General features: G+C 42.4%; 18 protein-coding genes. 10 read left to right on the top strand and 8 right to left on the bottom strand.

What is annotated here, in order from left to right:
• The first annotated feature begins 169 nt into the window (after nt 1–169).
• A complete protein-coding gene (locus tag AC0L46_RS03030) occupies nt 170–421 on the top strand; it encodes a formyltetrahydrofolate deformylase (protein ID WP_317004497.1) in 252 nt (83 codons plus the stop codon).
• Between the two features lie 110 nt (nt 422–531).
• Here the strand turns inward: AC0L46_RS03030 and AC0L46_RS03025 are convergent, their stop codons facing one another.
• A complete protein-coding gene (locus AC0L46_RS03025) occupies nt 532–1,602 on the bottom strand; it encodes a DUF3549 family protein (protein WP_473505651.1) in 1,071 nt (356 codons plus the stop codon).
• 100 nt (nt 1,603–1,702) lie between these two features.
• Here AC0L46_RS03025 and AC0L46_RS03020 point away from each other — a divergent pair, with 100 nt between their 5' ends.
• From AC0L46_RS03020 to can, 5 genes are all read left to right on the top strand, one after another.
• Nucleotides 1,703–2,044, top strand: a complete 342-nt coding sequence (locus AC0L46_RS03020; protein ID WP_473505649.1) for a YqcC family protein — start codon at nt 1,703–1,705, stop codon at nt 2,042–2,044.
• Nucleotides 2,041–2,892: a DUF1853 family protein gene (locus AC0L46_RS03015; protein WP_473505647.1), complete on the top strand. Its 852-nt coding sequence runs from the start codon at nt 2,041–2,043 to the stop codon at nt 2,890–2,892. The genes AC0L46_RS03020 and AC0L46_RS03015 overlap by 4 nt, the downstream gene beginning before the upstream one ends.
• Before the next feature lie 52 nt (nt 2,893–2,944).
• Nucleotides 2,945–4,984, top strand: coding sequence for a sensor domain-containing protein (locus AC0L46_RS03010; protein ID WP_473505645.1), 2,040 nt, complete (start codon nt 2,945–2,947; stop codon nt 4,982–4,984).
• A 142-nt stretch (nt 4,985–5,126) separates the two neighbouring features.
• Complete coding sequence (locus tag AC0L46_RS03005; protein WP_473505643.1) at nt 5,127–5,972, top strand: putative RNA methyltransferase; 846 nt, start codon at nt 5,127–5,129, stop codon at nt 5,970–5,972.
• Nucleotides 5,973–5,975: 3 nt separating this feature from the next.
• The gene (gene can / locus AC0L46_RS03000; protein ID WP_473505641.1) at nt 5,976–6,608 is read left to right on the top strand and encodes a carbonate dehydratase; all 633 of its coding nucleotides are present in this window, start codon (nt 5,976–5,978) and stop codon (nt 6,606–6,608) included.
• A 119-nt stretch (nt 6,609–6,727) separates the two neighbouring features.
• Here can and AC0L46_RS02995 read toward each other — a convergent pair whose 3' ends face one another.
• Both AC0L46_RS02995 and AC0L46_RS02990 read right to left on the bottom strand, forming a co-directional pair.
• Entirely contained in the window at nt 6,728–7,681 is a 954-nt protein-coding gene (locus AC0L46_RS02995; protein WP_473505639.1) for a LysR family transcriptional regulator, read from the bottom strand.
• A gap of 90 nt (nt 7,682–7,771) precedes the next feature.
• Nucleotides 7,772–8,953 (bottom strand): AGE family epimerase/isomerase, encoded by a 1,182-nt coding sequence (locus AC0L46_RS02990; RefSeq protein WP_473505637.1) that lies wholly within the window; start codon nt 8,951–8,953, stop codon nt 7,772–7,774.
• A gap of 188 nt (nt 8,954–9,141) precedes the next feature.
• Here AC0L46_RS02990 and AC0L46_RS02985 point away from each other — a divergent pair, with 188 nt between their 5' ends.
• A complete protein-coding gene (locus tag AC0L46_RS02985; protein WP_473505635.1) occupies nt 9,142–10,341 on the top strand; it encodes an ROK family transcriptional regulator in 1,200 nt (399 codons plus the stop codon).
• 49 nt (nt 10,342–10,390) lie between these two features.
• Complete coding sequence (locus AC0L46_RS02980; RefSeq protein ID WP_473505633.1) at nt 10,391–11,887, top strand: TyrR/PhhR family helix-turn-helix DNA-binding protein; 1,497 nt, start codon at nt 10,391–10,393, stop codon at nt 11,885–11,887.
• Nucleotides 11,888–11,960: 73 nt separating this feature from the next.
• Here the strand turns inward: AC0L46_RS02980 and AC0L46_RS02975 are convergent, their stop codons facing one another.
• The 4 genes from AC0L46_RS02975 to AC0L46_RS02960 all read right to left on the bottom strand — a co-directional run bounded on the left by AC0L46_RS02975 (nt 11,961) and on the right by AC0L46_RS02960 (nt 14,767).
• Nucleotides 11,961–12,122 carry a hypothetical protein gene (locus AC0L46_RS02975; RefSeq protein WP_317004484.1) on the bottom strand — a complete coding sequence of 54 codons (162 nt, stop codon included), beginning with the start codon at nt 12,120–12,122 and terminating at the stop codon, nt 11,961–11,963.
• A gap of 139 nt (nt 12,123–12,261) precedes the next feature.
• Complete coding sequence (locus AC0L46_RS02970; RefSeq protein ID WP_317004483.1) at nt 12,262–13,083, bottom strand: HAD family hydrolase; 822 nt, start codon at nt 13,081–13,083, stop codon at nt 12,262–12,264.
• 106 nt (nt 13,084–13,189) lie between these two features.
• Nucleotides 13,190–13,540, bottom strand: a complete 351-nt coding sequence (locus AC0L46_RS02965) for a HopJ type III effector protein (RefSeq protein WP_317004482.1) — start codon at nt 13,538–13,540, stop codon at nt 13,190–13,192.
• A 33-nt stretch (nt 13,541–13,573) separates the two neighbouring features.
• Complete coding sequence (locus AC0L46_RS02960) at nt 13,574–14,767, bottom strand: Bcr/CflA family multidrug efflux MFS transporter (RefSeq protein ID WP_414680873.1); 1,194 nt, start codon at nt 14,765–14,767, stop codon at nt 13,574–13,576.
• Nucleotides 14,768–15,048: 281 nt separating this feature from the next.
• Between AC0L46_RS02960 and AC0L46_RS02955 the strand changes: the two genes are divergently transcribed.
• Both AC0L46_RS02955 and AC0L46_RS02950 read left to right on the top strand, forming a co-directional pair.
• Complete coding sequence (locus AC0L46_RS02955) at nt 15,049–16,911, top strand: ABC transporter ATP-binding protein (protein WP_473505631.1); 1,863 nt, start codon at nt 15,049–15,051, stop codon at nt 16,909–16,911.
• A gap of 42 nt (nt 16,912–16,953) precedes the next feature.
• Nucleotides 16,954–17,283: a DMT family transporter gene (locus AC0L46_RS02950; protein ID WP_473505629.1), complete on the top strand. Its 330-nt coding sequence runs from the start codon at nt 16,954–16,956 to the stop codon at nt 17,281–17,283.
• 116 nt (nt 17,284–17,399) lie between these two features.
• Here the strand turns inward: AC0L46_RS02950 and AC0L46_RS02945 are convergent, their stop codons facing one another.
• Nucleotides 17,400–19,157, bottom strand: coding sequence for an alpha-amylase family glycosyl hydrolase (locus AC0L46_RS02945; protein WP_414680870.1), 1,758 nt, complete (start codon nt 19,155–19,157; stop codon nt 17,400–17,402).
• Nucleotides 19,158–19,212 lie beyond the last annotated feature (55 nt).

Here is a 19,212-nt window from a genome sequence, read left to right as displayed (position 1 = left end):
AAATAGTCATCGCATCTTCTTAGATGCGTCATGAAAAAGGAGGCGGTTTGTAAACCGCCTCCTTTTTTTATCTTTTTGTAATCTTAGGTATGCAAACTCTATCTTGTGAGAAAAAGAGTCTATAGTTAATAAAGCAATTTAAGTAAGAGACGGCAAAGTGAGGGAAATTATGAAACTCAAATTAACGCCAACTCAAAATTTATGTGTTGGCTATCTAGAATCTGGTTTTGAACTTATCCAGTTAGGCGAGCAATTCTACTTTGTTAAAGGGAAGCGTCGGCAGAAAGTATTGCCGAAAACATTAGACGCTCTTATTGATAGAGGTGCGCTTTGCACTGAACAAGGCAATTATAAGCTTACTCAAGAATTTATAGCTCATCGCAAAAAACTGCGTGAAGGCGTGAAACCAGTTCATCATTAACTGTGTTCCTGGTGTTGTTGTAATGTTAGCTGAGGCTACTTTGCCCCATTATTTTTCTCTGAAATCTAATGGGGCTTTTTTATGTTATCTATGTAGTCGTTAAATCAGCACTAATGCAGTGACTTTGGTGTTTCTGTGAACAGGAAACTTACTGCTTGAGCGAGTTTAGGGCTGATGTGGTTTCCACGTAATAAAGTCCAAAGTGGTTGTTTGGTTTCTGGGTGCTGGCTGAGTTCCGCTGTCACTTGTTTGAAAGCTATGTAACCATCTTCTCTGTGAGCCAGTTTTTCCATGATGATTCTAAACAGTTGAGGGTTTTGGCTCAGCCAATTCGGGCATTTCGCAGCCAGTGCCGCAATGGTGTGAATGTCGCCATCGTTGCATTCGGTTAAACTGCCCAGTAAGCCGAATAAAGGCAAGAGAAGAGAGTCATCCAACGTGGATCTGGATAATGCACGGAGGTAGCTGGCTTGAATTAACGGGTCTTGCTCCGTTTGCAATTGAGTAATGATTTCAGTTTGTAGGGTCGCTGGCAGCGCTTGATGTTCTAGCGCGTGACAAAGTGCACTCACGACTTGAGGAACGGCACGTTTTATCGCTTTATCAATCAGTGCTTCGTATTGTGTTTCGTTAACTCTTGCTGCGAGTTCAGCAATGCCTTGAAGGCCAAGCGTTTGCCATTGGTCATTTTCTTCTATTTGATCGGAAGAAAGGTATTCAACGACAGCGTGGAAATAATGGGATGGATCGGTTTTTAAGTCTTTGCCTAAAATGGCGTGAAGGCTCGCCATGCGTTCTTGGTCCGGCTTAAAGACATAAGGGTTATCTTCCAAAGCTTCGGACAAGCCTGCCTCTTCACCTTTGTGAAGAATTTTATCGACGATGCTTTTGATGAAATGATCGCGGGTTCCTAGATTCAAACAGCCTGCTTCGTCTAGCGGTAACTTCAGAAACCAAATTACACTTTCATCAATAACACTTTTCTTATTGCTGTCTTTGGCTTTTAAAAGGCAAGCTAGCCAAGCGTGTTGGCGAAACGGAAAAGGGTAGACTTGCTGCTTTCGGTCGAATTGGGTGGCCTGCTGAGGTGTAATTTTTGTGATGTTTCGTCCAAGGTCGTAATAGGTAACGTCACATCCGACCATATCAAATAAGTCAGAAAGAGATTCAATTTTGTTCATGATAAAATATAGACTCAAGTTGCTGATAAAAGCGTAAAAATGCCGTTAATCAGTGAAAAAAAGATCACATATCTTACCGTTTTTCTAGGGAGAAATCAGGTTGAAAAAGGCTTTTTCTGCCCATCACACATTGGCTGATTTGCTAATCGACTTACAAATGGCGATGCAAGCCAGTGGTGTTTGGGATTGTGAGACACCAACGCTACAAGCCTTACAGAGCCAAGAGCCATTTTGTATAGACACAATGTCGTTCGAGCAATGGCTTAAATTTGTGATGATTGAGCGCTTTAGAGTCTTGTTAGAAACTGGGGGGACATTGCCGACTCGCTGTCACATTTCGCCAATGGCCGAAGAGGCTTTTAGAGATAAACCTCAAGAAAGTGTCGCAGCTTTGGTTCGTTGTTTAGACCTTATCGACCAGCATCTAAGTAATCCTTCATGATGACTTCTGAGTTCCATCATCCTTTTGTGAGAGATCTTGCTTGGCTGGTGGAAGGTCATTACATTGAGAAGGATTTCGACCTTGAACCTTATTGGTTAGATGATGTGTCATTAAGGTTGATTGAATTGGACCATAACCCTGACGATTTAATCAATGCAGTGAATGCCTGCAAATCTCATTTTCTGGGCAGTTATTTTGAAACCTTGTTTTCTTATGCCATCAAGCATTTGTCTTCTCTCAGGGTTGTTTTAGAGCACTTTCAGATTCAGGGAGAGAATGGCACATTGGGAGAAGTGGACATGTTGGTGGAAACACCTTGCGGTCAGCTTCATCAATTTGAAATAGCGATTAAGTTTTATTTAGAACGACCTGATCTTGCACCACATTCTTGGATTGGCCCCAACAAAAATGACAGCTTATTAAAGAAGGTGACTCGAGCGCGAGAGCACCAGTTATCTATCCTTGAAACACCCGAAGGCTTGTCGATTATCAATGAAATCGCAAATAATCGAAAAATAAACTCAAGTTTATTGGTCTTCGGCCGATTATATTATGGGTTAAAAGATAACAACGACATTGAGCGATGGCTTGAGCAAGGTAGAGGTGGCTGGATTCGTGCTTCGGAATTCATACTGCTAATGTCGTACTTTTCCCACTTTCTTATATTAAAGAAGCCGCATTGGATGGCTTTTTCAAATATAAATGAGAATTTTACTTTATTTTCTCTGCAATCTGCCTACAATCTTGTAGGTCATTTCCTACAGGATGAACGCCCTCAACATATACTTTTATGGGAAGTAGGAAAGGACATAAAGCGAAGTGTGTTTGTTGTTCCTGACTCATGGTAAGAGGTTAAACAGGATCTAATTTTAAGATCTTAATTGGCAGTATTTTATATAAATGACCGACTTATCAATTTTACTTCAATCTAAGATGCCGTTGGCAGCTTGGATTATAGACATAGAAAACGCGACGATTCCTTGGTTTAACGAAGCGGCAGAAGCCTTGTTAGCTGATTCTTTACACGATATAGAATCTGGCCGACGAGTCATCAATGACGCTTTGCAGAAACGTCTAGCGGTTCACTTAAGAGAACTCGAAGAAGGGGCTGAATTGCCCTTCAAATGGCCCTTCATTGCCAAAGATGGCTCTCAATACCAAGTAACAGGTTCTGTTATTTCACTCGGAAAAAGTCGCAAAGGGCTTTCTGTAGAGGCTCGTCCTTGCGTTTCTTCTGCGGCTTTAGACGTTTCTGAACAACATCAAATTTCTGATTTGCTTCCTCCTAAATTGAATAGCCATGTTGGCTTGTTGTCTCAGTTTAAAACCCTGTCCTTTGGTGTATTTGATAAAAGTGGTCAGTACATAGACTCAAGTGAATGCTTCTCTCAGCTATTTGGCGATCTAGCGGACATTCGTGATTTATTCGCAGTATCCGGTGCAGCGAACAGTTTTATTCGTCGAATCGCAAAGCAAGAAAATATATCTCAAGAAATTCGTTTGTCTACGAAACATGGTGTTCGTTGGCATCAGATTGAAGTGACTCATAACACAGAAAACAGTCACGTTTATCTGTTGGTTCACGATATCCAAGAAAAAAGAGATCACGAAGTCGAGCTTTATCGTTTAAAAAACTACGATATTTTGACTCAATTACCTAACCGAAACCTACTTTATCAGCAGTTAGAAAGTGCCTTATCTAATGCGAAAAAACGCCAGCGAGAATTTGGTCTTTTGTACCTAGATTTAGATGGTTTCAAGGTAATTAATGATAACTTCGGCCATCGTGTCGGTGACGAGCTGATTCAGCGAGTTGCTGAACGTATTAAAGGCAGTATACCGCCAACGGCTTGTTTGTATCGCTTAGGTGGTGACGAATTTGTTGTTGTTTTAGAGATGACGAACAACACACAAGAATTAGAAAGCATTGCTGATAACATCAAGCAGAGCGCCAGTAATACCTATCTTGTTGCCGATATGGAAATGATGATTACGGCTAGTATTGGTATTGCAAGTTATCCAAGCCACGCTGACGACATTGATAATTTGCTAAAAAATGCCGATGCCGCTATGTATCGAGCAAAGGCAATGGGTCACAACATGTATTGTATTTATGAAGGCCATATGGCTGAAAATATCAATGCTCATTTGACCTTAGGCAGTGGCTTGCGCAAAGCCATTGAGGAAGAAGAGTTTGTGCTTCATTACCAACCTAAAATCCGTCTTCCTGATGAAACGGTTGTAGGGGCAGAAGCCCTTATTCGTTGGGTGCATCCAGAATTAGGTATGATCAGTCCAGATAAATTTATTCCTTTGGCAGAAGAGAGCGGTTTGATTCTTCCGTTAGGGGAGTGGGTGATTCGAAGAGCTTGTCGCCAGCTACAAGAATGGCGTGAGTCTGGTCATCCTCCCATTAAGCTTTCGGTAAACTTATCGGGTCGTCAGTTTATGCAAGCAGACTTGGTGGAAATGGTTAAACGTGTGTTGGAAGAAACGGGCGTTGACCCTGAATATCTAGAACTTGAGTTGACTGAAAGCATGTTGATGACAGACGCACAGCAGTCGATTGAAAAGCTACATGGCTTTCGTGAGCTAGGCTTAACACTCTCTATTGATGATTTTGGTACCGGCTACTCTTCTCTCGCTTATTTGAAGAAGTTCCCAATTCAAACCCTTAAAATAGACAGATCATTCATTAATGATTTGGGTATTAACAATGACAATGATGCGATTGTAAAAGCGACAATTGCTATGGCAAACAGTTTGAATTTGAAAATCATTGCGGAAGGTGTAGAAAGCCGTTCTCAAGTGGACACACTTAATCATTATGACTGTTTAGAAGTACAAGGCTATTTATTCTCTAAGCCGTTAGACAGTGTGGATTTCTTGTCGTATATGCAAAGCAATAGTATAAATAATGCCTGTGCAGTCTTAATGTAAATCACATTTACTGATGACGTTCAGGCTTTGTTTTCATAGCGAAGAATGACTCGCTTCTTTATACTCTCAATACTTGATGTTCAGTGTGCTTTATAAAAGTGCCGCATGGTGAGAACGTCAATTAACAAAAAATGGATGCCTTGTGAGAACGCTTGAAAACCTTTCTTGTCCGATAGACTCGCTGTCACTAAACCGTGATGGTAACAGTCTAAAGTGTGACAACGGACACACTTATGATTTAGCCAAAACCGGCTATGTAAATCTTCTACCTGTACAGAATAAACGCTCTAAAGATCCAGGCGACAGCAAAGCTATGGTGGCGGCTCGCCAAGCCTTTTTGAACCAAGATTTTTATTATCCGATTGTAGAAGCAGTCTTAGAGACTTGGCCAAAAGAGCATTTAGTCAGCGGTGTCAGAGTATTAGATGCTGGCTGTGGTGAAGGTTATTACCTGAATGAAATAAATAAGCTCTTGCTGGAGCAACAAATTGAAGCCGAATTAACCGGTTTGGATATTTCAAAATGGGCGGTCACAGCAGCCAGCAAACGAGATAAAAGCATCAGCTGGTTAGTCGGAAGTAATGCCAGTTTGCCGACGCCAGCTGAACGCTTTGACGCTATTTTATGCTTGTTTGGCTTTCCTATTTTTAATGAGTTTTCAAGAGCATTGACTGATTCAGGCTTGCTGCTTTTAGTTGAGTCTGGGGCCAATCATTTGATTGAACTGCGTCAGATACTGTATCCCTCCATTCATGAGTACAAACCAACTCACAGTGAAGGCGTTGATGGGTTTGAACTTGTGACTGAAGAGGCGAGAAACTTTGAATTTACATTGAGCTCTCAAGCTGCAATTCAAGACCTATTAAGTATGACACCTCATATCCATAAAGCGTCTTATGATGGAAAAGAGGCAGTAAAAAAGCTTGAATCTATTAATTTAACCGCGGATATTAAACTCCGTTGGTATCGTAAAAAACTGCCGGAGTAGGTTATGTCCAATAAGTTGACGGAATTGTTCGATAAAAACAGGGAATGGGCGGCCAAAGTTACGGAAGAAGATCCTGAGTTTTTTGAAACTTTGTCAAAACAACAAATGCCTGAATATCTCTGGATTGGTTGTGCTGATAGCCGCGTTCCAGCAAACCAAATTGTTGACCTGTTACCAGGTGAAGTTTTTGTACATCGCAATATTGCCAATGTTGTTGTTCACACAGATTTGAACTGTTTGTCTGTGATTCAATTTGCTGTCGATGTGTTGAAAGTGAAGCACATTATGGTAGTTGGTCATTATGGTTGTGGTGGCATTAAAGCCGCAATGGGAACAGAAGAACATGGCATGATAGATAACTGGCTACGTCACATTAAAGACGTATATCGCCTTCATAAACAAGAAATTGACAGCATCGAAGACGAGCATACTCGCTTCGATCGTATGTGCGAATTGAACGTAGTGGAGCAAGTTGCGAACGTTTGCCAAAGTAGCATTGTGCAAAATGCATGGCGCATTGGCCAAGAGCTTCATGTGCACGGCTGGTGTTACAGCTTAGGAAATGGTCACATTAAAGATTTAGAAGTGACGGTTTCCAGTGCAGAGGAATCAAGGGCACAACTGAATAATATGTAGTTAAGACGATGTCTTTCTTAATGAAGAATGTAAAAGAACGAGCCAAGTGCTCGTTCTTTTTTATGTTGTGATTGAAAGCTTTTGAAGTGCTTTCGAGTACTTTCGAGTAAGAAGATGTTTTATAAATTGTTGTTTTCTGCAATGGTTCTTGCACAGCCTGCAATAGTGGAGCGAATCCAAATATGCCCCGGATCATGTTGCAGTAAAGGGCTCCAAAGCATCTTTAACTCCACTGGTGGAATCTCAAACGGTGGCGGTAGCACGACAACATTTTCGTTGTCTTTCATTAAGCGTGTTGCCAGTGATGGCAAGGTCGCTATCAAACCTAACTGCTCTGTTGCCCGCATGGCGACATTATAGTTGCGAGTAAACAAACGGATATTACGTTTGAACCCTAAATCTGCCAAAGAACCGTCTACCCAACCAAGCTTTTGCACTTCTTCTGGTTGAATACCCACACCCACACCGAAGCCTGTTTTACTTACCCAAACATGAGGAGAAGCAAGGTAGGTTTCTAGACTGAAGTCTTTGGCGATATCGGAATTGGCGGGTACTAAGCAAGAGAAATGGTCAACCCAAACGGATTTTTGGTGGAAAGACTGAGGCAGTGTTTCAAAGCGGTTAATGACCAAATCCACTTTGCCTTTTTCCACATCGTGAAAGCTCACATCACTTGGATTCATCACGTCTAGGATGACATTTGGTGCTTCTTCTTGCAGTTTTTCCATCAAGGGAGGAATCAACGTCGCTTCTGCGTAATCACTTGCCATGATGCGGAAAACACGAGAGCTGGATTCGGCTTCAAAGCTTTGCCCTAAGTGTAATACTTCATCGACTGATTGAAGAATGCTTCGTACGCGAGGTTGCAGTTGAATGGCCAGTGCCGTTGGCATCATGCCATCGCTGGTTCTTACCAACAAAGGGTCATGAAATAAATCTCGTAAACGTCGTAATCCGTTACTCATGGCGGGTTGTGTGATGCCAAGCTGATTGGCTGCATGGGTAACGTTTTGCTCTCTCAATAAGGAGTCTAAATAACGAAGTAAATTAAGATCTATTTTATCTAACTGCATATATGAAAGGGCTCATCCACTAACCGTAGGGGCTGCATCATACTGTATTTTGCATACAAATAGAATGATGCCCCTAAATTCTGTAATGGTTTAGCGCAACTTGGTGAGCAAGTTGATCACTTCATAGCAAGCGCCCATGGTGTGATAATCGGTTTTACCCGCAGGGCTTTTATTATCATCGAAAGCTTTGTTATCTTGAGTCAGGATTCGAAACCAAGCGCCGTATTGATGATCTATCATGTGCGACCAACTGTAATCCCACAGTGCCTTGTATTTATCCCAATATTCTTCCTCTTGAGTGGCCTCTGCTAATAAGGCCGCAGCCGCGAAAGACTCTGCTTGAACCCAGAAGTATTTATCACCGTCGCAGACTTGGCCTTGGGTGTCGTAACCGTAGCAAAGGCCACCGTGTTGTTTGTCCCACGCTTTTATCCAAGCTTGATCAAAGAGTGCTTTTGCTTTTGAAATCAGCCAATCTTGTGGTGATCTTTGGTGAATCAATAGTAATAACTTTGTCCATTCAGTCTGATGACCAGTTTGAAAGCCCCAAGGCCGGAATAAATGCTTTGGATCCTGTTTGTTGTAGTCCCAATCAACTTGCCAAGTTTCGGTGTAATGTTCCCAGATTTCGCCATTGGCGAGCTCAGCTTGGCGAAGACAAATATGCTCTGCCAGTAACTTTGCACGTTCTAAATAATGGCTTTCTTGTGTGGCGTCGTAGGCAGCAAGAAGAGCTTCACAGGTGTGCATATTGGCATTTTGGCCACGATAGGGTGATACCTGTTGCCAGTCGCTAGAAATTTCGTCCTTATAGAGACCAAACTCAGTATCCCAGAAATGTTGCTCCATTAAATCAAAGGTTTCTTTGATCCAAGGTTTCGCCTCTTCGACACCTGCTTTGTAGGCTGTGGCGTAGACAAGAAGAACAAAAGCCAAGCCATAACAATGGTTGGTTTCATCAAGATTTTGGTCTTTATTAAGAAGCCAAACATAGCCGCCATTGTCTCGACGATGTCGAGTTCTCAAATAGTTCAAACCATGCCGAGTGGCTTCTAAATACTCTGGTTTTCCTTCTGCTTCATAGGCTTTGGCATAGTTGAAAACAAAACGTGTGCTGCTGACCAAATGGCGCGTGTCTGTGTCGTAAATATCGCCATTGTCTTTAAAGAACTGAAAGTAGCCGCCATTTGGGTCGAGACAATGTGGATGATAAAAATCCATCGTAGTCTGAATATGACGTTTTAAAAACTCAGGAGACTGGAAGTCTGGCATGATGCAATCCTTTAGTTTTGGCGTTTCCTTCACTTTCTGCTTTCGCATGGAAAATGAGGTGAGCCTTGTTATTTTTATTAATACTTTTTTGATCGTTATTTCATACTAATGAGGTTATAGTTTTAAATCAATTAGATTTATTAAATCTAATTGATTAATTTACAGGCACGAAAATTAGAGTGAATTATATGAAATCATCCGGCAGTACCTCTGAGCAAAGTCGCATCTACAATGAACGAATCATTCTTCACCTAGTAAGGCAGTATCCTGAAATTTCTCGTGTCAGCATTGCCGAACGTACGGGATTGAGCGCTCAGACGATTTCCGTGATCACCTCTTCCTTGCTTGAGCGACAACTGCTGTATGTCACTGGTAAGGTGAAAGGTCGCCGAGGGCAGCCTTCCATTAAACTAAGTATCAATGAAAAGGGCGCTTATGGATTGGGCATCAATGTTGACCGTGATCACATTAGCGCTGCATTGCTAGATTTCAGTGGCGCTTGTGTTTTGCTGTTGGAGCGTTCGGTTTCTTTTCCGACAGAGGCGCTAGCGAAAGACATTGCTCAAGATTTAATCGAAGAAGTAAAAACTACTTTAGGCGCGGATTGGAGCAAGGTTCAAGGCATTGGCTTAGCAAGACCAGATTATATGGATGCTTGGCTTGATACATTGGTAACGGATTCTCATCAAAGAGCGGATTTGATCAGTCTGAAAGCCGCATTGGCCTATTGGCAATCGGATGCTTTTGAAACTTGGTTGGCTGATGTGACAGGTTTAACCTGTTTTGTGGAATTGGATTCCGGCGCAGCCGCTACCAGTGAGCTATTGTTAAGCCCAGATTCGCCACAGCATTTCTTTTATCTTTTTGTGAGTACGGCGTGCGGCGGTAGCTTTGTTGCAAATGGTGAATGTTACGCAGGTGCAACTGGCAAAGCGGGCAGCTTTGGCTTGATTCCAGCGGCAACAGGTAAACATGGCAAGTGGATTTTAGAAGCCTTGTCGTTGTCTTCACTAAGACGCTTTTTTGCAGAACACCAGCAAGATTGGCCAGAAACAGAAGAAGCTTGGCTTACGGCTCCTGTTATTCGTTTGACGGAACAATGGTCGCGAGAAGTAGCATTGGAAGTTCAGCCCGCTTTGGCGTCTGTTATTGCATTGTATGACCCAGAAGCGATTTTGATTGGCGGGCGTTTGCCAGAACCTGTATTGGTTTCTCTTATTCGTTATATTGAAGAAACGCAAAAATCCCATAGTTTGTTGCCTCTGCCAGCCATTCGCGTGGCTCAAACCAGTTACAGCGCGGGTGTTTTAGGTGCTGCGGTATTGCCGCTTTATGAGATGTTTGCGCCGCAAAAGAATATCTTATTAGTGAATGCCAAAGAGAAATAATGCTTTATCTTCAATCAATGAAAATCACCCATAAAGGCAAATAATCCACATGAGATTAGAAATACAGTGTGAAGACAGAATTGGCATGATACGCGAGATTCTAGACCTTTTTGTGCCGCATAAAATTGATATTCGCTTGATTGAAGTGGATACCAAGCAGCGTTGTATTTACTGCGGTTTCTCTGATATTCCCTTTTCTCAACTACAAACCCTTTTGGCAGAAATTCGTCGATTAGACAGTGTGGAAGACGTGAAGACTGTGATGTTTACGCCATTTGAAAGAGAGCATCATTCTCTTCATCTCTTGCTGGAATCTTTACCAGATGGCGTAATTTCTGTTGATCTGAAAGGTCGAATTACCATGATGACGGAACAAGCCGCCGAAGACTTAAATGTCACAGTGGTGGATTGTTTGTCTCAACCTTTGTCGCAGGTGTTGAAAGGCGTGAGTCTTTCCAAAGACCTGTTAGGAAAACAGCAAAGCATTAGTAAGCGTATTCGTATTCGCAATAAAACTTTCTTATTGGAAATGAAGCCTATCTTTGTTTCCGACGAAGAAGGCACTGAAAACCTCGCTGGAAGTGTGATTTATTTGAAATCAGAACTGCGCTTAGACAAACAAGCCGCGCGTTTAAAACAAGCCCCAAATGCTGAAAACCCTTTGGAAGCCTACTTTCAACCTTCCGTTGTAAAAAGCTTTGCTATGCAAGAAACCCTAGCGAAAGCAGAAGCCTTTAGCAGCGGCAATGAACCTTTATTTGTTATGGGCGAAATGGGCTCTGGGAAGCGACACTTTGTAGAAGCCTTATTTCAATATTGGCAAAAGCATCAAGCTGACCCAGACGCACAATTGATTATTCGTCCCGCCAACAGCTTGAACCAAGAAGATATATCAGCATTAGAGAGTGTTTCAGGCTGGCTGGTTTTAGAAGATATTGAGCATTTGGACGACACAGCTCAAGCGGCGCTTATGGCTTGGTTAAATCGTCAGCAGGGCGCTGGCATCAGTTTTGATAAAAGATTAAGAGTGATCAGTTTGTCGTCACTTAGCGAGCAGGAGTTGCTTGGAAGCAAGGCGCTTAACAAGGCTTTGTATTTCTCTCTCGCCACTTTGGTGTTAACCATGCCGCCGTTACGGGAACGCAAGGAAGACATAGAAGGTTTGGTGCAACAATTGGTATTGGCGTTAGCGGAAAGACACAAAGTCACCGTGCCGAATATTTCCAAAGAAGCCATGACGAAATTGGCTTTATATGATTGGCCGGGCAATCTAAAAGAACTGCAAAACCGTTGCTTGCAAACCTTTTTGACGGTGAAAGGAAAAAACTGGCAGGCAGAAGATGTGGCTTTGCCCGAAATGGATTTGATGTCGAATTTGAGTTTGATCAACAACTCATTGGATCAAACAGTGAAACATTGGGAAGCTGAATTATTAAGACGATTGTACCCAGAGTTTCCCAGTTCCAGACGTTTGGCTAAAGCGGTGGGAATGAGTCACAGCACCATTGCAAACAAGCTAAAAGAATATGGGATAGGAACAAAATAGCCGCATTGGAAAGCCTTCCAATGCGGCTATTTTTCTATTCATCTTAAAAACAGACTAATGGAATAGAAGGGAATTAGTATGGGCGTCTATGACGAGGCGTCGGGCGACGAACTTCTTCACGCTCAATTTTGATCGGTTGCAGCTTTGATTTTGGCTGAGCTACGCTTTTTTGAATGTTCTTTGCCAAGAAAGCAATCACGGCACAAGCCGCTACGAAAAGTAAAAATTCAAACATGGCATTTCTCCAAACTAATTATTCTTGTTTACCATCATGTTTCATTTTGATGATTTAGTATAGTCCATTATGTTGTCTTTTAGTTAATGGAGGGTATTGTTTAAAAATCAACCCTTCACAAACGCTTTCTAAAAAACGGTCACAAGTCGTATCTTTTTCTTAAGAACTTCGCTACACCATCTTTATCGTGATGATCGATGACATCGGTCGCCGCATCTTTGATATGGTCGTGAGCATTCTCTGTCGCAAAGGCTTCATTGGACACGGAGAACATAGACAAATCATTATCGCCGTCGCCAAACACCGTTAATCGTTCGGCACCAATTTCTTCTTTAAGTTCCATTAAAGCAGAACCTTTACAGACATTGCTGTGATGTATGTCTAGCCAGTAAGCGTCTGGATTATAGATGCCACCACCAGAATAAGCCGTTAAGTGATCGTGTTTGTTACTTGCTTCAACAATATGATTGATGAGCGTCGGGCTGCCCATAGCGCTGATATTAGTGATTTTCGCTTCACTGGATAATTCCGCTAAAGGGTGAAGACTCATGCTTTTATGATTGCCAAGCTCATTAGCAATGTGATCACTCATGTGTCCATTTAAAGGCGCATGATAAACACGATGTGAGCCGTCATCTTCTAAGCAAAAGATAAAAGGTGTGACTTGGTGTTCTTCAAAAGAAGACAGCAAATCTGTGATGTGCCCTTGAGATAATAAGTTGCGGTGGCGATATTGGCTTTGTGAAGGATTCCACCATTCCACACCATTTTTAAAAATCTGCCAATGAGGGAAATCATGGCCTTGGATACAAGGCATGGCGGCAAGGTGAGTTCGTCCTGTTGCGACAGTGTAAAAGATGCCAGCGGATTTTAAACGTTCAAGAGTGTCTATTGTGTATTCAGAGAGACGTTGGTGCCGATTCAGTAGTGTACCATCTAAATCAAATGCGACTAATTCCATAACCACCTCATATATTAAGTGTTCGAAACTATGGCTTTTTTAGGTGCTGAACTCAACCATTCATCATGAGTTAACCGCAGCAAGTTCATTGCTGCGGTTAACTTTGTTAGCTTTTTGGTGTTAAAGCGATGGCGTTGAAAGTAATGCCGCTCCAGCCATTTTGAATGAATTGACGGATGTTTTGATGGTCACTGCCTTCTGGGTTTTGAAGTACATCAACACGGTAGAAGTCACCGAACAAATGCAATGTGTCTGCTTCTGCTAATTGGTGAATAGCGGCAAAAGAAAAAATCTTACAAGAGCCATTGTTTTCATTGATGGCGTTGTTTTGCTCACCATTTACAAATGAAGTTGGTGTGAAATCGTATTCTTGCTCGATCACTCCAATGACTTCTTTGAATTGAACCTGATCAGGTGATTGTTTGATTTTTTCGATTAGCGTTTGAGTATTTAACATTCAAGCTCCATAAAACTGAGTAAATTTTTTTAATTATACTGTGTCTGTCGGCGCGGCATACCGAGTTGTAACTTTAAAAATAACGAATGAGATAATGCCGCAGCTCGCCATAGTAGCAAGCATTGGGATAAAAGTACCATTGTGCAGCAGACTCACCACAGCACCACCAAGGGCACCAAAGGCGAAACGTGAGGTGCCAGCCAACGCAGTAACACTGCCATTATGATTGCCAGCGTGTCTTAGTGCGCCCGCCATGAAGCCACTTCCTAGAATCCCCATTGGTCCCATAAACAGCATGCTCGAAATGATGATAAGAGCCAAAGGAGGGTGTTCGAAGAAGGTTAAAATGATCATCGCAATGGACGAAGATAACACCACAATAATGGCGTATTTCGATAAAAACTCCGTGCCCAATTTTTCTACGAAACGGCTGTTTATAGTAGATGCCGACATCATGGTAATAACGTTTAAGCCAACGAAGAAACCAAAATGAGCAGGGTCTACGCCATAAAGTTCAATATAAACAAAAGAAGAACCGGTGATAAAACTCATCATCCCGCCGAAGAAAAAGGCAGAAGCGGCAAGGTAACCCAAAACAGTACGATTACTTAATAATCTTCCATAATTACCAATGGCATTAGAAAAAGAAAAAGGCGTACGTTTTTCTACTGGCAGTGTTTCTGGAATGGTTAATAAAAACAGCGTCATTCCAACGAGCGATAAAATACAGAGAAAGCCGAAAATATAGTGCCAGCTTAATACAGTTAAAATCGCACCACCAATAATCGGCGCGGCCAAAGGCGCCAATGCCATTACTAGCATAACCATAGACATGGCTTTGGCGAATTGGTTAATGGAGAGTCCATCTTTAACCAAGGCAGGAACACAAACAGCAACTGCTGCGCCACCAAGTGCTTGAACTGCTCGGCCGACTAAAAGCATTTCATAATTCTGTGACAAGGCGCAGATTATACTGCCGATCGCGTAAATACTTAGGCCTCCCACCACGACTTTTCGTCGACCAATCGCATCTGAAATTGGCCCAAAGAGGATTTGCAAGAAAGCGAAAACCAGCAAATACATACTGACCGTCATTTGTACTAAATCGATATTGGTATCCAAATCTTTTGAAATCGTTGGAATACTAGGAAGGTATGCGTCGATTGCCATAGGAGTCAATCCCGCAAGCAACCCAAGTACTAGAATGATCGGCAGAGTCAGTTTCATATAATCGCTTACGTCGAGTAAATAGGCACGAATTATAATATCTTTTTGCTTTTTTAGGCTGATTTAATTATGCAAACAGTAAGTAAAGCGTACAGAGAATAGAGCCTGTTTTTATATTGTCTGGTTTTCAATTTACTAACGTGTTTCAATTTCGCACTTATTTTTTAGGTAGGGTTTATGCCTACGAAACCGCAAAAACGTATTAAATGTCTTGCGGTGGATTTATAATTCATTCTGCTCTTAAGAATTAGAGCCTCTCTTCAAGTTTGATAAGGAATTTTATGTTACGTTTTTTCGAAAAGTGGGTGAAGGCTTATCCTGAAGTGGAAGCAGTGCAGGCGCCTAAAACACTGTTTGCATTTTGTCGTTACTATTCGAAAGGCGTTGAAATTCCACTCATCCTTATGTCTCTTTTAACCGCTACGATGGCGATTTTAGAAGTGACTCTGTTTAGCTTCATGGGAAAGCTGGTGGATTGGCTAGTCAACAAAGATCCAGACACGTTTTTTGCTGAAGAGGGCATGCATTTATTATTAATGTCATTAATGGTGTTGGTCGTGATGCCATTGGTGACTTTTGTGCATTCTGCGATTATTCATCAAACCTTGCTGGGCAATTATCCCATGCGAATTCGTTGGTTATCGCACCATTATATTTTGCGCCAAAGTATGTCCTTCTTTCAGGATGAATTTGCAGGGCGTATTTCCACTAAGGTGATGCAAACTTCCCTTGCTGTGCGTGAAACCGTGATGAAGTTACTGGATGTATTGATGTACATCGCTGTGTACTTTGTTTCTATGGTGGTTTTAATCGCGAATGCCGATTACCGACTCATGCTGCCAATGCTTGCGTGGCTTGTGTTGTATGTTTCTTTGCAGTTTTATTTTATTCCAAAGCTTAAGAAAATCTCGGCAGAACAGGCTGATGCTCGCTCGACCATGACAGGGCGCGTGGTAGACAGCTACAGTAATGTGTCTACGGTGAAGCTTTTCTCCCATCACCAACGTGAAGCAGAATACGCAAAAGAAGGCATGGATGGTTTTTTAATCACCGTTTATCGACAAATGCGTCTCGTCACCATGCTCAATGTTGGCGTGCAAGGTTGTAATTACCTTTTAACTTTTTCTATTGCGGCATTATCTATTTGGTTGTGGACGGACAGTGTTATCAGTGTGGGTGCCATTGCCATTGCGGTGAGTTTAGCGCTGCGCATGAACGGCATGTCTCAATGGATTATGTGGGAAGTCAGTGCCTTGTTTGAAAATATCGGCATGGTAAACGATGGCATGAAAACACTGTCTCGCCCGATTGAAATTGAAGACAAAGCCGATGCGCCAGAATTAGTGGTTGCTAATGGTTCAATTGATTACGAAGCGGTGAATTTCCATTATGGGAAGCAGGACAGAAAAGTAATCGAGAATCTTGTTTTGTCTATTAAAGCAGGAGAGAAAGTCGGTCTTGTTGGTCGTTCTGGTGCCGGAAAATCCACCATAGTAAATTTGTTGATGCGCTTCCATGATATTGAATCTGGGCAAATCAAAATTGATGGGCAAGATATTAGCCAAGTTCAGCAAGCATCATTGCGATCTAAAATTGGCATGGTGACACAAGACACATCTTTGCTGCATAGAACGGTGCGAGAGAACTTACTTTACGGTCGTCCAGAAGCGACAGAAGAAGAAATGATCGCCGCCGCGAAAAAAGCCGAAGCCCATGAGTTTATTCAAACGTTGACCGACCCGTACGGTAATTCTGGCTACGATGCTATGGTGGGGGAACGCGGAATCAAATTGTCAGGCGGACAGCGTCAGCGTATTGCCATTGCCCGAGTGCTATTAAAAGATGCGCCTTTGTTAATTTTAGATGAAGCCACGTCCGCTTTAGATTCAGAAGTAGAATCGGCTATTCAAGACAGTTTGTACAAACTCATGCAAGGTAAAACTGTGATCGCGATTGCACACAGACTTTCTACCATTGCGGCGATGGATCGCTTAATCGTGTTAGATAAAGGCGTGATCGTTGAGCAAGGCAGCCATGAAGAGTTGATTCAAGGCAAAGGTATTTATGCCTCTTTATGGGCTCATCAAACTGGCGGTTTTTTAGCAGAAGATATTGACCTAGAAAAAGACAATACGGCACAGTAAAGAGCGTCACTCATACTCATTGCACGGTTTAGGAGAAGCACTATGATTTACCTGCTTTTGTTTTTAGCCATCTTGGCTGAAGTGGTTGCGACCACAGCATTAAAAGCGTCGGACTCTTTTACTAAACTTGGGCCAAGTATTATTTTGGTGGTGGGTTATGCGGTGTCTTTTTACTTGCTAAGTATCGTGATGCGTACTTTACCAACTGGTGTGACCTACGCAATTTGGTCTGGTTTGGGCGTGGTTTTAATCTCTATCTTTGGCTATTTGTTTGCCAATGAAAAGCTCGATGCTGCAGCCTGTATTGGCATTTCTCTGATTGTGGCTGGTGTGGTGATCATTAACGTATTTTCTAAAACAGTGAGTCACTAACTCGCATTTAAGAAAGGCTTATTTGTTAGATGTTCCTGGTTGCTAAACGAGCAATGAAAGAAAAACAAAAAACGCGACTCAGTGAGTCGCGTTTTTTTATGGCTTGATCAAAGCAACTAGCTTGTTTTGATTTTGCCTTTTTTATTCGCCAACCAAACGAATTGGTAAGGCATTAGGATGATCTTACCTAAGTGGTCTTCGTACACAGCATCAGAAACAAGGTCTGTCCATTCGTCTGTGGCAATCAAGTTCAGTTCAGACAAGTTAAAGCTCTGAGGCTGATCCGTCATATTGTAAACCGCAAACAAGCTTTGTCGTCTGTCTATGCTTTGTCTCCAAAACGCGAACAGGTTGTCACCCATGTGCAAAACGTATTGGGTTGCATTCGGGTGGAACGCAGGTTGAGCACGACGAATTTTGGTTAACTGCGAAATACTCTGGAAGACTTTTTGGTGATGAGTCGGAGTATTCAGCGCATGATCCAGTTCATCCATGTCCCAAATATGTCGGTTAATGGATCGAAAATGCCCTGTATTATCAACTCGCTCTAAGTCATTCTCTGTGCCGAACAAACTGTGAATGTAAAAGGCTGGAACACCTTCTAGCGCCATCATCACACCAGCAGCACATAAGAAACGCGCAAACTGCCATTGGTCTGGGCCTTGCTGAGCTGAGCCTGATAAAGCATTCCAAAGGCTGATGTTAATCTCGTAAGGCTTGGATTCACCCTGTGGCGTAGTTCGAGCGCTGAGCTTTCCGCCAAAACGCTTCATTGTGTTGATCAGAGTTTCCAGTTCCCATTCAGACAATAAACCTTCTGTTGGGCGTAAACCAATACCATCGTGAGAAGCCAAAAAGTTCAAATAGGTTGTGCCTTGTTGCGCTGGTGGCATACTCATTAACCACTTTTTCAAGTGACTGAAATTACCCGTCACAAGACTGTTAATCAGCAATGGTGGCAAAGAGAAGTTATAGATCAAGTGCGCTTCATTGGCGTTACCAAAGTAAGTTAAGTTCTCTTGGTTCGGAATATTGGTTTCCGTAATGATCACAGACTCAGGCGCATAATGCTCAATCATCAAGCGTAGTAGGCGAATCATTTCATGGGTCTGTGGAAGGTTAATACTGCTCGTGCCCGGTATTTTCCAAAGGAACGCCACAGCATCAAGGCGGAACCAGCGAATGCCTTTTTCAAGGTATAAGCGGATAATGCCTAAGAACTCTAATAAAACCGCTGGGTTTTCAAAGTTCAAATCCACTTGGTCATGACTGAAAGTACACCAAACGTGTTTTGTTCCATTTTTGGTTTGTACTTCTCGCAACAACGGTGATGTTCTTGGACGAACCACAGCGCTTAAATCGGCATTTGGGTCAGCTTCATAAAAGAAATCCGCGCCCGGATGCACGCCCGCTTTGTAGTTTTCAAACCACATACTACGACTAGAACAATGGTTAATAACCAAATCACCCATGACTTTAAAGTCTTTGGCGAGATTCTCGACGTGATCCCATTTCCCGCTCGACGGATTAACCGTGGTGTAATCCATCACGCTAAAGCCATCATCTGAACTGTATGGGAAAAACGGTAAAAGATGCACAGCAGAAATGCTGTCGGCTAATTTACTCTTCACAAATTTGTGCAGTGTCTCAAGTGGTGCTTCACCTTCGCATCGCAAGGTATCTGCATAAGTAATCAGCATGATATCGGATTGATCCCATAAGTTATTATGGGGGCGAGGTGACTCTGTGTTTGGATCAAGATGAAAGGTAGCTAAGCATTTTCGTGCCAACTCCGCCGTGTCCAAGTTTGGGTAAAGCACCTGCAAATGAACAATGAGCTTTTGTTCGAGATGCGACAGAGATACATTTTCCATAGTTACCTACCTGTCTTTCAATAAGTGGATGAAGCAACACTTAGGTATCCGAAAA

Source organism: Marinomonas sp. 15G6-16, assembly GCF_055809555.1.
The sequence above is the reverse complement of the archived record's forward strand: the minus strand, read 5'-3'. Positions and strand labels throughout refer to the sequence as shown.

Excerpts from the sequence above, each read along its gene's own strand:
- AC0L46_RS03030 (WP_317004497.1), top strand. The coding sequence starts at position 170 with ATGAAACTCAAATTAACGCCAACTCAAAATTTATGTGTTGGCTATCTA.
- AC0L46_RS03025 (WP_473505651.1), bottom strand. The coding sequence starts at position 1,602 with ATGAACAAAATTGAATCTCTTTCTGACTTATTTGATATGGTCGGATGT.
- AC0L46_RS03015 (WP_473505647.1), top strand. The coding sequence starts at position 2,041 with ATGATGACTTCTGAGTTCCATCATCCTTTTGTGAGAGATCTTGCTTGG.
- AC0L46_RS03010 (WP_473505645.1), top strand. The coding sequence starts at position 2,945 with ATGACCGACTTATCAATTTTACTTCAATCTAAGATGCCGTTGGCAGCT.
- can (WP_473505641.1), top strand. The coding sequence starts at position 5,976 with ATGTCCAATAAGTTGACGGAATTGTTCGATAAAAACAGGGAATGGGCG.
- AC0L46_RS02995 (WP_473505639.1), bottom strand. The coding sequence starts at position 7,681 with ATGCAGTTAGATAAAATAGATCTTAATTTACTTCGTTATTTAGACTCC.
- AC0L46_RS02990 (WP_473505637.1), bottom strand. The coding sequence starts at position 8,953 with ATGCCAGACTTCCAGTCTCCTGAGTTTTTAAAACGTCATATTCAGACT.
- AC0L46_RS02985 (WP_473505635.1), top strand. The coding sequence starts at position 9,142 with ATGAAATCATCCGGCAGTACCTCTGAGCAAAGTCGCATCTACAATGAA.
- AC0L46_RS02980 (WP_473505633.1), top strand. The coding sequence starts at position 10,391 with ATGAGATTAGAAATACAGTGTGAAGACAGAATTGGCATGATACGCGAG.
- AC0L46_RS02975 (WP_317004484.1), bottom strand. The coding sequence starts at position 12,122 with ATGTTTGAATTTTTACTTTTCGTAGCGGCTTGTGCCGTGATTGCTTTC.
- AC0L46_RS02970 (WP_317004483.1), bottom strand. The coding sequence starts at position 13,083 with ATGGAATTAGTCGCATTTGATTTAGATGGTACACTACTGAATCGGCAC.
- AC0L46_RS02965 (WP_317004482.1), bottom strand. The coding sequence starts at position 13,540 with ATGTTAAATACTCAAACGCTAATCGAAAAAATCAAACAATCACCTGAT.
- AC0L46_RS02960 (WP_414680873.1), bottom strand. The coding sequence starts at position 14,767 with ATGAAACTGACTCTGCCGATCATTCTAGTACTTGGGTTGCTTGCGGGA.
- AC0L46_RS02955 (WP_473505631.1), top strand. The coding sequence starts at position 15,049 with ATGTTACGTTTTTTCGAAAAGTGGGTGAAGGCTTATCCTGAAGTGGAA.
- AC0L46_RS02950 (WP_473505629.1), top strand. The coding sequence starts at position 16,954 with ATGATTTACCTGCTTTTGTTTTTAGCCATCTTGGCTGAAGTGGTTGCG.
- AC0L46_RS02945 (WP_414680870.1), bottom strand. The coding sequence starts at position 19,157 with ATGGAAAATGTATCTCTGTCGCATCTCGAACAAAAGCTCATTGTTCAT.